The organism is Myroides odoratimimus (genome assembly GCF_001485415.1).
Classification (GTDB): domain Bacteria; phylum Bacteroidota; class Bacteroidia; order Flavobacteriales; family Flavobacteriaceae; genus Flavobacterium; species Flavobacterium odoratimimum.
This window is the reverse complement of sequence record NZ_BCMQ01000001.1, coordinates 128,827-142,415: the sequence shown is the minus strand read 5'-3', so window position 1 is coordinate 142,415 and position 13,589 is coordinate 128,827. Positions and strand designations below refer to the sequence as shown.

Annotated in this window: 9 protein-coding genes; 4 read left to right on the top strand and 5 right to left on the bottom strand. The window is 37.2% G+C overall.

The window, feature by feature from the left end:
- Positions 1–142: 142 nt before the first annotated feature.
- From MODO_RS00575 to MODO_RS00560, 4 genes are read right to left on the bottom strand one after another with little or no spacing between them, the layout of a single operon-like run.
- Complete coding sequence (locus MODO_RS00575; protein ID WP_006257428.1) at positions 143–3,328, bottom strand: efflux RND transporter permease subunit; 3,186 nt, start codon at positions 3,326–3,328, stop codon at positions 143–145.
- Between the two features lie 27 nt (positions 3,329–3,355).
- Positions 3,356–4,417 carry an efflux RND transporter periplasmic adaptor subunit gene (locus MODO_RS00570; protein ID WP_006257427.1) on the bottom strand — a complete coding sequence of 354 codons (1,062 nt, stop codon included), beginning with the start codon at positions 4,415–4,417 and terminating at the stop codon, positions 3,356–3,358.
- A gap of 30 nt (positions 4,418–4,447) precedes the next feature.
- Positions 4,448–5,767, bottom strand: a complete 1,320-nt coding sequence (locus MODO_RS00565; protein ID WP_006257426.1) for a TolC family protein — start codon at positions 5,765–5,767, stop codon at positions 4,448–4,450.
- Complete coding sequence (locus MODO_RS00560; RefSeq protein WP_006257424.1) at positions 5,767–6,369, bottom strand: TetR/AcrR family transcriptional regulator; 603 nt, start codon at positions 6,367–6,369, stop codon at positions 5,767–5,769. Before MODO_RS00560 ends, MODO_RS00565 begins: the two co-directional genes overlap by 1 nt.
- Before the next feature lie 1,097 nt (positions 6,370–7,466).
- Between MODO_RS00560 and MODO_RS00555 the strand changes: the two genes are divergently transcribed.
- From MODO_RS00555 to MODO_RS00545, 3 genes are all read left to right on the top strand, one after another.
- Positions 7,467–8,432 (top strand): hypothetical protein, encoded by a 966-nt coding sequence (locus MODO_RS00555; protein WP_230486136.1) that lies wholly within the window; start codon positions 7,467–7,469, stop codon positions 8,430–8,432.
- Positions 8,433–8,687: 255 nt separating this feature from the next.
- Complete coding sequence (locus MODO_RS00550; protein ID WP_006257422.1) at positions 8,688–9,662, top strand: polyprenyl synthetase family protein; 975 nt, start codon at positions 8,688–8,690, stop codon at positions 9,660–9,662.
- A 12-nt stretch (positions 9,663–9,674) separates the two neighbouring features.
- Positions 9,675–10,022 carry a hypothetical protein gene (locus MODO_RS00545; protein WP_006257421.1) on the top strand — a complete coding sequence of 116 codons (348 nt, stop codon included), beginning with the start codon at positions 9,675–9,677 and terminating at the stop codon, positions 10,020–10,022.
- 57 nt (positions 10,023–10,079) lie between these two features.
- Here the strand turns inward: MODO_RS00545 and MODO_RS00540 are convergent, their stop codons facing one another.
- The gene (locus MODO_RS00540; protein ID WP_006257420.1) at positions 10,080–10,655 is read right to left on the bottom strand and encodes a hypothetical protein; all 576 of its coding nucleotides are present in this window, start codon (positions 10,653–10,655) and stop codon (positions 10,080–10,082) included.
- Between the two features lie 114 nt (positions 10,656–10,769).
- Between MODO_RS00540 and MODO_RS00535 the strand changes: the two genes are divergently transcribed.
- Positions 10,770–13,541 carry a 2-oxoglutarate dehydrogenase E1 component gene (locus MODO_RS00535; RefSeq protein ID WP_006257419.1) on the top strand — a complete coding sequence of 924 codons (2,772 nt, stop codon included), beginning with the start codon at positions 10,770–10,772 and terminating at the stop codon, positions 13,539–13,541.
- The last annotated feature ends 48 nt before the right edge of the window (positions 13,542–13,589 follow it).

The following is a 13,589-nucleotide window of genomic DNA, read 5'->3' as shown; positions in this document are numbered from 1 at the left end:
GTTAATATAGATTAATAAACGTATGAGAGAGTTTGATTATTATCTATCTATAAAACAGCTATACATAAGTGCTATAAAATCAAAACCTCTGAGAGAATATGATATCTCCCAGAGGTTTCTACTTGTTGTTATGAATGTTCTATTATTCTTTATCTATATGTTTAGCTGTGAACTCATCGATAAAGCCTTCATTGTAGTCATAGTCAGCAGTCATTAGCTCATTATAATCTACTTTTTCTTTTTTAGAGAATCGGCTTCCTATCTTATCGAAGATAGAGTAGATGATAGGCACGATGACTAAGGTCAGTAGTAGAGAGGATAGTAGCCCTCCGATGATCACTACTGCTAGCCCGTTATTCATCTCAGCACCTGCACCATTCGCTAATGCGATAGGCACCATCCCGATCACCATCGCGATAGTCGTCATTAAGATTGGGCGTAGACGCGCATGGTTAGCTGCGATAAGCGCATCGTGTACACTGTCTCCAGCATCTACTCTGTGATTCGCAAAGTCTACTAGTAAGATAGCATTCTTACACACCAGACCGATTAGCATAATGATACCCAGTATCGTGAAGATGTTCAGTGATATATTCGCTATCGCTAATGCTAATAATGCTCCAATGAATGACAGCGGTACAGAGAAGATTACGATGAATGGCTTAGAGAAACTATCATATAGCGCTACCATTACTAAGTACACTAATATAATAGCAGCTAATAAAGCTACTCCTAGTGTACCAAATCCTTCTTCTTGATCTTCCATCGTTCCAGTCCATAAGTATTTAACACCAGGTTTTATAGTCAGTTGTTCGAACTGTGGTACCCACTCTTCTGCTATCGCACCAGGAGCGCGTCCTATCGTTTGAGATTTAATAGTCACAGACGGACTCTTATCTCTACGCTCTAGGATAGAGGGACCAGAACTATACTTAATATCTGCGAACTGAGCTAGTTTTATATCTTGCCCTACATTATTCTTAAAGCTGATCTCTTTTACATCATCTATCGTCGTTCTAGCATATTCCTGAAATCTGATATTGATGTCGTACTCATATTCTCCAGCTCTAAACTTACCATCAGTATTTCCGTTGAACGCCGTTTGCATGGTCATACCTACTGTGTACATATCTAGACCTAGTGCTGCCATCTTATCACGGTTTACCTGTACATTGATCTCAGGGCTACCCGTTTCCGTAGTCAGCTTTGTCTCCATAGTACCCGGTATTTTATCTAATAGCTCTTTCGCTTGTATGGCGAAGTCCATAGCATCGTCTAAGGTAGATCCTGTTACTGTTAAGGCTAGAGGTGCTTCTTCAGCTCCGATTAGTCCTACGGGTACAGTCTTTACTTTTGCCTCAGCGATGAGTGGAGCTAGCTCATTCTTTAACTGTGCAGCATATACGAATGAGTTCTCTTTACGTTCTTTCTTATCCGTTAAGATTACGTGTATCTCAGACTTGTATTTAGTAGCTTGTGCTCCACCATATCCTTCAGAAGATTGACCTACGGTAGTGATCATATCTACTATCTCAGGTTTAGTGCTTAAGAAGTCTTCTACCTTTTGAGTCACTTTATTTGTCTGTTGTAACGACGCATCTTTATCTAATTCTAACTGTACTAAGAATTCTCCTTTATCCGTCTTAGGGAAGAACTCTGCTCCGATATACCCCATCGGTAATAAGGCGATCGATGCAAAGAAGGATATCGCTACGATAACAATAACAATGATTGTGTTACGAGTAGAGTTTAACGACCACACGAGTAAGTTAGAAATCCCGTGTGTGAATGAGTTTAACCCTTTTTCGAATCCATGTATAATCTTACCAAAGAAGGTAGAGGGCTTAATCACTTCGATACGTCCATATCTAGAGAATAACCATGGTACAATAGTGAATGATACTAATAAGGATAGCATAGTCGCTATAATTACAGTCACACAGAACTGTTTAATGATATTCGGTACTAGACCTGATGACATCGCGATCGGTAAGAATACAACTACGATTACTAAAGTAATAGCAGTAACAGTGAACCCAATCTCTTTAGCCCCATCATACGATGCACGTACTTTGTTTTTACCCATCTCCATGTGTCGGTGGATATTCTCTATCACTACGATGGCGTCATCCACTAGGATACCTACTACTAAGGATAAAGCTAGTAAACTCAGTAAGTTTAGCGTGTACCCCAATAAATATATTCCAATAAAAGTAGCAATCAAAGATAGTGGGATAGCCACCATCACGATGATCGCGTTTCTTAAACTGTGTAAGAAGAACAACATCACGAATGCCACTAAAACTATCGCTAAGAATAAGTCAAACATTACAGCATTCGCTGCCTCTAGTGTGAACTCTGAAGAGTCATTCGCTACTTTTATCTTTAAGTTTTGATCACTGTAGTTGCGTTCTACTTCTGTGATAGTCTCATGTGTTAGCTCTGATACAGTCACCGCATTGGCATCAGACTGTTTGATGACTTGCATTAAGATAGTAGATTGCTGATTTAGACGGGCGATCTTTTCGATCTCTTTAATACCGTCCTGTACATCAGCTACATCACCTAAGCGAATATCTATACCCCCCTGAGAAGCGATGACTAGCTTTCTCATTTCCTCTACATCCTTGTATTTCCCTTCTAGGCGGATGATGGTTTGTTTGTCATTCGACTTTACGTTACCTGTAGGGAAGTCTAGGTTAGACCCTAAGATGATCTGCTGTACCATAGGTACGCTCAGACCATAGGCTTCTAGCTTTTTAGGGTCTAATAATACCTGTATCTGTCTTTCTTCACCTCCGATAAGCTCTACCTTAGCTACTCCATTCACACGAGAGAAGATAGGTTGTATCTTTTTGTCTAATAAGTCATATAGCTCTTTCTCTGTTAAGTCACTCGTGATACTTAGTGTAAGAATAGGTAAGTCACTCAGTGAATATTTCTGTAGCGAAGGAGGATCTACGTCCTTAGGTAAGTCCTTTAGGATAGCGTTGATCTTGCGCTGCGCATCGTTAAGAGATAGGTCTACGTCAGCAGTAGAGTTTAAGTATATCATCACGGTAGACAAACTCTCGAATGACATGGCTTCTACTTTCTTTACGTTCTCTAGCGAGGCTACAGCATCTTCTATTTTTTTGGTTACAGTGTTTTCTATCTCAGCAGGTGAAGCTCCTGGATAGACTGTGGCTACTGTAATTACGTTTACTTCGAACTTAGGAATTAATTCGTAACTCAGATTTTTATAACTAAATAAACCACCTAGTAGTAATGTGATGAACATTACGATAATGATACTAGGACGTTTTATTGATATTTCGGCTATTTTCATAAGTCGATCCTTTGATTTTAGAGGATGTTATTTAATGATTGATACAGGTGCACCTTCTGTTAGGTTAATTTGCCCTGATGTGATAACAGTCTCACCTTCTTTAAGACCTTCTAGTACTTCTACGAAGTCTCCGAAGTTACGACCAGCTATTACTTTCTTAGACATTGCTTTGCCTTGTACGATAGTGTACACCTGATTAGAACTAACACTACCTACGAATGCATTACGCGGTACTAATAGGATAGGTGTACCAGCATCTTTCTCTCCATCGAATAGCGCTGAGCCATACATACCTGCTCTTAATTTGTTTTCTTGGTTGTTAGCAATTAATAAATCTACAGGATAGTTAAGCGCAGCATCTGCTTTAGGAGCGATGAATGTCACTTTACCTTGGAAGGTGTCATTAGGCAATACACTTGCTTTTACCGTAATAATATCTCCTTCTTTTAGATTAGCCACATGGCTCTCATCTACATTCACTCTTAACTTAAGCTGTGCTACATTCACTAGATCAAATAACGGAGCACCTGGCGCTACGAAAGATCCTAATTCTACGTGTTTCTTATTAATGATACCACTGATAGGAGCTTTAATATTAGCATCACTTGCCGTGATACGAGCAGACTTCAGGTTAGCCTCTGCATTTTTTAGCATAAGACGCACTTGGTCTAGCTGTTGTTGAGTCACTCCTCCAGTCTTAAAAGCACTCTCAAATCGAGTAGCGTCAGCTTTAGCAGTAGCTAAGGCTGCTTCGGCATTCTGTATCTGTACATTGATCTGATCGCTATTTACCAGTGCTAATACTTGACCTTTCTGTACACGAGACCCTTCATCTACTAATAGTTTAAGGATACGTCCAGGCGTTTCTGCTGAGATTGTAACTTCTTGTTCTGGCATGAAGTTTCCATTCGCTTTATACGAAGCATCGTATACCTGTAGTTTAGCTTGTTCTGCTCTTACCGTTACCTCTGCACTGCGCTCAGCCACGATAGCTGTTTCGCGGTCATTCTTAGCTTTATTACTTGATAATATATAGACAAGACCTCCTCCTAAAACGACTAGTACTAAGGCGATAATAATTTTTTTCATGATGATAGTGATGTTAGATTTTTTGTACGATTAATCTAATAATGTCTTTAACTCTCCTTGAGCTTTTATTAATTGGATCTGTGCTAGTTTATAGTCTAGCATAGATGTAGTATAGTTATTCTCTGCCTCCGTATACGCATTCTCAGCATTGAGTAAGTCTGTTAGTGAAGCCAGACCGTGCTTATAGTTATTCTGAATATTAGACAGTATACTTTTGGCTAAACCTACATTATCTTTCTGAATATCTATGGTGATTAGAGCATTCTCTAGGGACTTCTGCGCATTGCTAAAGTCTAGTGATAGTGCCTCTTTCACATCGTGTATTTGTACATCCACTTTCTTTTGTTCGATTTCTACTTGTCTCACCTTAGAGCGTGTAGCGAACCCACTAAACACAGGTATCTTTAGTTGTAAACCTACTGCTGAGGTATTCATCCAATACACTTTATCTGCTGTAGAACCTCCCCATGGTAGTTTGTCTCCAAGCCCTTGATAAGCGAAGTTTCCGAAGGCTGCTAACGAAGGATAATAGTCTGCAACGATAGACTTTCTCTTGTACTCTAGTAGGTCTTTCTGTTTCTCTAATAGGTGTATTTCTGTTCTGTCATCTATTCTATTCTCTGCTAGTATACCACTGTCATCTACTGTGAAAGTCGTGTCTGGCATCGTGATAGGCGTGTTCACATCCATTCCCATAAAGAACTTTAGTGCATTCTCTTGTAAGTCTATCGCATTGACGATCTTCTGTCTAGTAGCTTTGATATTACTCAGACTTACCTTAGTACGGTCTAGGTCTATCTGCGTAGCCAGTCCATTGCTGTGTAGGTTCTCTATGATATCCTTTATTTTCGTAGTACTCTCTATCGTAGTCTCTATCGTCTTCAGCATAGCTTTTGTCTGATATACCTGATAGTATGTACTCGCTACTTTCTCTATAATTTGTTCATCTGTAAGCTCCTTATTGATAATGTAAAATTCTTTAGCAGTGCGTGCCGCTTTAAGCCCCATGAAGACAGCTTGGTTAAACAGTACTTGTGACGCTGTAGCAGTGATACTAGAGTTCCACTTTAGATTAAAAGGAATCATCTGTGTCTGTCCACCCATCGTTAGAGGCATCTCCTGTATCTTCACATTGTTCAGTAAGTTCGCTTCTATATCTATACGAGGTAGTGCATTCGCTCTGACTTCTTCTATCTGATACTGACTGTTCTCGATATCCAGGCTAGCTTGCTTAGCCTCAGCTTTGTGCTGTAAGGCATAGTGTAGTGCATCTTTAAGACTTAAAGGCTCCTGTGCATTTACAATAAAAGTCGCTAATAGTGTAATAAGCGTTATTTTAAAGCTGTTCATTATCTATTCTTCTGGGTTAATTCTTTGTATATTTTTAAGCCTTTATCCGTAGCGATACTGCGTATGTGATACTCTAGGTGTAGTGCATGTATCTCTAGATGACTATAGCCCGAGTCAGGGAAGTAGTCTAGGTCTTCTATCGCCACTAAGGATGCGATGTGAAATCTAGCTACATAGTCTATGTCTATCTCAGAACGATATACTCCTTCTTTGATCCCTTTTTCAAGGTTCTGTTCTATAAGGCGTACATATTTTTTCTCATGAAATACCTTTTGCTTTTGCGCTAGTTTAGGATAATACTTCGTCAGCTGATAGAAGCAAGCAGAAGAGTCTATTAAGAAGGTCTCATTGATGTCATCATGTGCAGCTAGTATTTCTGGGATAGCTTCTTTACCCTCTTTTAGCGTCTGCTCTATTGTGTTTAGAAACTTAGCATTTATACTCGCCAGTGCTTTTTCTATTAATTCTGGTTTAGAAGCATAGTGTTGGTAGATTGTTTTTTTAGAGATACTTAATTCTGCTGCGATATCATCCATAGTCACTGTTTTAAAACCTTGACTAAGAAACATTTGGGTTGCTTTTTCTAATATTTGGGTTTCCATGTTCTTAATTATTTGTAGGGCAAATATAGTTTGGAAACGTTAATAATAAATTCGTTTCCATGCTAATTAAGGAAACTTTAACACGTGTGTTGGTTTTTTAAATTTTGTAAAATATTGTATATGAGTGTTTAATGTTGTTTTTTAGAGAAAACTTTTTGGTATAAAAAAGTTTCTAAACAAAATGAAGACTAGATTATAACGATCATATTTACGAACAATATCGTCTTACTTAGAAGATATACTCATCTTTAGAGGTACTGCAATGCTATCTACTACTGAAACCTTTGTTAGTACTGCGTCGCGTTTGATTTTTGAGCACTGTTCGCATAGTTATCGGATACTTATCGCATAGTGGTCACATAATTAAGGCTGTTTTTTATGCGATCATTATGTTATCAAATTACGAGTGTGATAGTAACAAGGCATTTGAGATTGGAGTAGGGCGAAAGGAATATTTGTGATAACAGGGACACTAAAATGACCATCGCTATAGGGAGGTAACTAATGTAGTAGCGAGTGTTTGGTTGGTTAGTATGAGATGATTCGGGTGTGAGATGAATATAGTTCGGTAAATAACCTTTTACCCCTAGTAAATACTGCATATTACCGAACACTATCCGAAGGATATGAGAGTTAATATATGTTGTGTTTTGAGTATTAGTGAGTTGTGATTATATGTGCTAGTCATAGTAGGGCAATACATCCATAAGTAGGCATTATCACCATAATAGACTATTATGGAGATTTATAGTTTGCGAGTTAAGTATTTACAACTTGATTAGTTATTTTTTACTGATGAATTTTAGAAATTAGGATTCGATTAGGGTTAGGGTTGAAACTTGAAAAATAAGCTTAATTAAAAAGACTTAGTTATTTATAACTAAGTCTTTTAGTGTCATGTCAGGTTGTAAATGACAGAGTTCCAAAGTTTAGAATTGCACTTAAATAGATAAGATAGAATAAAAATGATATTGCTTTTTGTTAATTAGGGAGTGATTAATTTGTTTAAATATTAATTAAATATAATAAAGTGTTGTATTTTAGGGTTATATAAATAAATGTAGAGGTGCTACTAAATTATTGAATAGGATATAGATATGTATAGAGTTTTATTAATAAACATGATCTCATTAGTACTGCTGTTTAGTAGCTGTAAGGATGATGAAGAGCAGGTGGTTATTGATACCTCTATAGAGGAGGTCATGATGGAGAGTATTGAGGCTATGGATGAGACTAACTTTGGTTGGGAGTTAATAGAGTTAACTACAGAAGAGAAGAAAGCTAGATTAAGTGCACTCTACGCAGGACAAGAGGTGGAGGTGATTACAGATAGTATATTAGGTGTGATTACTAGATTTAAGAAACAAATGATAGATTTAAATCAAGTATTGGGTGTGCCTGATAGACGCTATTTTTTTGATAATCCTGAATTGTTACCAGTATTGATTCCTCATAAAATTAATTATGTCGATGGTACTTCTGGTGAGGCGGCAGGAATCTATGTAACTACAAAACGTATTAGTAGTGAAGAACGCCAAAGAGATAATGTACTGACAGATCTAGATAAAGAAAGAATAACCCAACTAGAATTGAAAGTATGGGAAGTATATGATGAGTCTGTGAATGTATTCGGGTATCTCGTAGAAAGACCTATACGTTCTATTGTCTATAATGGTACGATAGATATGCTAAAGCACAATACGTATGAGATTAGTGGTAAGGAGCCATTAATAAAGACAGAGATAGGTGAAGTAAAGTTACTGAAAGCAGATGAGAATGAAGTGACGCTAGACTTGCCTTATAACAGCGATTATTATGTGGTAGTCTATGGAATATCTGAAGAGAATAAGATCATAAGAGATATCTCTAGAACTGGAGAAACTAAGAATATAAAAAAAGGAATACCTCATAAAGGGAGGGATCAGGTGTATATTGCATTTGCTCATCCGATAGAGAAGCTTATGATCAGGGTGTATAAACGTGCTGAGGTTACCTCACTCCCTTTTAGCTTTGAGCATCGTATAGCGCCTGATGAGGAAGAAAGACTGATGACCGATAACTAGGCATTAGTCTATATAATTGTGATGTTCTGTACTAAAGTTAGGTATATAGGTGTACTGCTGCTAGAAGGAGATAAGAGGATTAAATAGCATAATCAACATATATTAAGAATACAATTGCCATCCTGTATAGTGAAATAAGAAGGAGGTAGACAGAATGATATTTATACGTAAGCATTAGTGATAACCGTTTAAAAAAGGCATATAGATGATTATCTTCGAAAAAAACACGTATTTTTACACAAAATAATTTAAGTAATGCAATCAATAGTTAAGTATAAAGAGCAGATTTCTGAATTTATAGATTCAATTTCTTTATCAGGTACTCCAAAGGAACTTTACGAACCGATATCATATATATTATCATTAGGGGGAAAACAAATTCGACCAGTATTGACTTTAATGGCAGCTGATGTTTTTGGTATTGATCCTAAGAAAGCCATTCACGCAGCTACGGCTATCGAATTATTTCACAACTTCTCTTTAATGCATGATGATATCATGGATGATGCTCCACTGAGAAGAGGGCATCAGACGGTACATGAGAAGTGGAATACCAATACGGCTATCTTGTCAGGGGATGCGATGTTGATATTAGCATATCAGTACTTTGAAAACTATGAGAGCGATACGTTCCGTGATTTAGCGAAACTATTTAGTAAAACGGCTATTGAAGTATGTGAAGGACAGCAATGGGACATCTGTTTCGAGAATAGAAATGATGTGAGTATTCCAGAGTATATTCAGATGATTAAGTTTAAAACTGCAGTACTAGTAGGAGCAGCCTTAAAGATGGGAGCTATCGTAGCACGTAGTAGCCAGAAGAATGCTGAGGATATCTATGACTTTGGTATTAACTTAGGGATTGCGTTCCAGTTACAAGATGATTATCTTGACGCATTCGGTGATGCAGCTACATTTGGTAAACAAGTGGGAGGTGATATCTTAGAAAACAAAAAGACATTCTTATATCTAAAAGGAGTAATGAATGCAAATGAATCACAACGTGAGGAACTAGTAAACTATTTCTCTAGTACAGAACAGAATGCAGAGGAGAAAGTAACTCGTGTGAAAGAGTTGTTTATAGAGACGGGGTCTGCGAGTGATTCTAAAAATTTGATTGAGGAGTACACGATTAAAGCATTAGCTATCTTAGACCAAATGGATATTGCGGAAGATAAAAAACAGCAATTGAGAACATTTAGTCATGAACTAATGGATAGAAGAGTATAAACAGACTAGGTCATGATAGAAGAGGCTGTACTGTATATAGAACAGAAGGTAGGTGAGTATAATCTACTGGGAGAATTAGTAAAGCAAGTCGAGAAAGACTTCCGTATGACTGTGGATCCTTCTATAGAGATAGTGGCAGATACCCCTTCTAAGTTAGTCTATGAAGTTTACAATCAGTTGCATAAAATAGTCACACAGACTTCAGTGTCTAAGTTCTCTAGTCTACTGTATAGAATAGATATCGCTGAGGCAGATATCAAGGCTATTAAGAGTGTAGATATAGAGGATTACTTAAAGCAAGTGACTTTTCTAATCCTAAAACGAGAATATCAAAAGGTGTATATACGAAGTACACTGTAAGTATAAAACAGAAGAAGTACCTCATAAGGGTACTTCTTCTGTTTTATACTATAATGGTTAGAAGTAAAATCTAACGAAAGGCATATAGGCACTTCCATACACCATGTCTTTTTCTTTATATAGGACATTGTATCGAACACCGATTGTAACAGGTCCGTTACTGTATCCAATACCTAAGAATAAAGCAGTGTTCCAGAAGTTGTCATCTAGTTTTTCTCCTGTGTGATACTTATAGGTGTTGTTTACTCTTAGTTGTTCTAATTCTGCCGAAAGTTGTATTTCAGGTATAGGATTTGACAGTGCGATTATACTACCTCCGTATAACCAAGAGTTGTATTCTTTAACACTACTGTTGTAGTAGCTTCTGTTTTTACTACTGATATAGCTTCCTTGTAGTCCTACACCTGCTGCAAAATAAGGGTTAACCTGGTATAATGCACTCGGAGCAACCATCACATCAGTGTAACCACTTCCGAAGCCAACTCCAAGGCCTCCACCAAATTTCCACCTTTTATTAAAATCATAATTTTTGGAGCTATTTCCTTGATCTTGTGCAAGAATGGAAAAAGAGCCACCTAAAAAAAATGATATTGATAAAAAAAACAGTAAATAGTTGATGTTAAATCTTTTCATTTCAATTTTATAAAATAATTATAAGATAAAAATAAGCAAAAGTTTATAGTTTTGTCATAAAGAGTTGTATTTTTGTAGATATAATATTTAAACAAAAGGTCTTTAGACGAAATTATGGATAGATATTCCTTTTTAAATGCGGCACACACTGCATTTTTTGCAGATTTATATGATCAATATTTAGAAAGCCCAGATAGCGTAGAGCCAAGCTGGAGAGCTTTCTTTCAGGGATTTGACTTTGCAAATGAATACAATGGTGGGCCTGTTGAGCAATTATCACAAGCTTATACGTCAAGTAATAGTGTTGGTGTAGATAGTTCAGCGCAGTTAGGGCAACTTCAAAAGGAGTTTGCTGTATTAAAATTAATTGACGCTTACAGAACTTATGGGCATTTATTGACTAAAACAAACCCATTAAGAGACAGAAAAGTAGAGCATCCAGATTTGAGTTTAGAGAAGTTTGGTCTTTCTCAAGCAGATTTGAATGTTAATTTTGAGGCTGCAAAAACAATACAACTACCAACTACTACATTGGGACAAATCATTGCCCAATTAGAGAAAATTTACTGTACTACATTAGGTATTGAGTACAAGTACATCACTGATGAAGCTGCTGTACAATGGATTCAAAATCACTATGAGGCTACAGAGGCAAAATTTGATAGTGAAGAGAAGAAAGAAATTCTGCACAAGTTAATTGAAGCAGTTTCTTTTGAGAACTTCCTAAACACAAAATACGTTGGACAAAAACGTTTCTCACTAGAAGGTCTAGAAGCTGCAATACCAGCGATGGACTTTATGATGGACGCTGCTGCTGAAAAAGGAGTAGAGGAGATCGTAGTAGGGATGGCACACCGTGGACGTCTTAATGTATTAGCTAACGTATTCCACAAACCTGCACAAGATATCTTTGCTGAATTTGACGGTAAAGATTATGATGCTGTTGAAGGTTTTGACGGAGACGTTAAGTATCACTTAGGTCTTACATCTACACGTAAGACTCGTTCTGGAAAAGAGATCCATGTTAACTTAACTCCTAACCCTTCTCACTTAGAGACTGTAGGGGCAGTTATCGAAGGTATCGCTAGAGCGAAACAAGATACTATCTTTGTAAACGAACCATCTAAAGTTTTACCTATCGCTCTTCACGGAGATGCTGCAATCGCTGGACAAGGAATTGTTTATGAAATTGTACAGATGGCTAAACTTAGAGGGTATAAGACAGAAGGTACAATTCACATTGTATTAAACAACCAAGTTGGTTTTACAACTAACTATTCTGATGGTCGTTCTTCTACTTATTCTACAGATGTTGCTAAAGTAACTCAATCTCCTGTATTACACGTTAACGCTGACGATACTGAAGCTGCAGTAAGAGCATTCTTATTCGCTTTAGATTACCGTATGCATTTTGGTACAGATGTATTTATTGACTTAGTTGGATACCGTAAATACGGACACAACGAGGGAGATGAACCAAAGTTCACTCAACCAATCTTGTACAAGTTAATCTCTAAACACCCTAACTCTCGTAATATCTATAACGCTAGATTATTAGAGGATAAAGTGGTAGATGATGCTTTCGTTAAATCTTTAGAGAAACAATATAAAGATGCTTTAGAACAAGAGTTAAGCACTTCTCGTGAAAAAGAATTTGCTAAGGTTAGAACATTTATGGAAGAGAACTGGGATGGATTCCACATCGCAGGTCGTGACAAAATGGTAGCTGACTACGACACTAAAGTTTCTAAAGAGAAATTAACTGCAATTGCTGAAGTAATTACTGCATTGCCTGGTGATAAAAAATTCATCAATAAGGTGACAAGACTTATCGGAGATAGAAAAGCTATGTTCTTCGAGAAAGATGCTTTAGACTGGGCTATGGGTGAGTTATTAGCGTATGGTACATTATTGACAGATGGATACGATGTGCGTATGTCAGGTCAAGATGTAGAGCGTGGTACATTCTCTCACAGACATGCTGTAGTGAAAACAGAAGATACAGAAGAGTCAATCATTTTATTAAACCAATTAAAAGAGCAAAATGGTCAAATGAGAATATTCAACTCTCTATTGGCTGAGTACGCTGTTTTAGGTTTTGAGTATGGTTATGCATTGACTAATCCTAATACATTAACTATCTGGGAAGCACAGTTCGGGGATTTCTCTAACGGAGCTCAGATTATGATGGATCAATATATCTCTGCTGCTGAAGATAAATGGAGCAACCAGAACGGTATCGTGATGTTATTACCTCACGGATATGAAAATCAAGGTGCTGAACACTCTTCTGCTAGATTAGAGCGTTACTTACAGTTATGTGCTGAAAGTAATATGTTCGTAACGAATGTAACTACTCCAGCTAACTTCTTCCACTTAATGAGAAGACAAATGATCACTGACTTTAGAAAGCCATTAATCAATATGTCTCCTAAGAGTTTATTAAGACACCCAGCTGCGGTATCTTCTATCAGTGACTTTACAGATGGTAAATTCCAATACGTGATAGACGATGCTAATGTAAATGCTGCAGATGTAAAATCAGTAGTATTGTGTAGTGGTAAGTTCTACTACGACTTAGTAGCTAAGCGTGAAGAATTAGGTAGAAAGGATATTGCATTTGTTCGTATCGAACAATTATTCCCATTACCAATCGAGCAAATTGCTGAGGTATTAGCGAAGTATACTAATGCAGACGACTTCGTATGGGGTCAAGAAGAGCCACGTAACATGGGTGCTTATGGGCATATGTTAATGAACTTTGACTTGAAACCATTGCGTTATGCAGGTAACCAAGCATTTAGTGCACCAGCTTCAGGAAGTTCTGTACGTTCTAAAAAACGTTATGCAGAAGCTATCGCTAAAGTGTTCGACAAGAATTTATAATAGAAAAAAACGTATTTTTACATAACAATATTTAATTAAAGCATATAC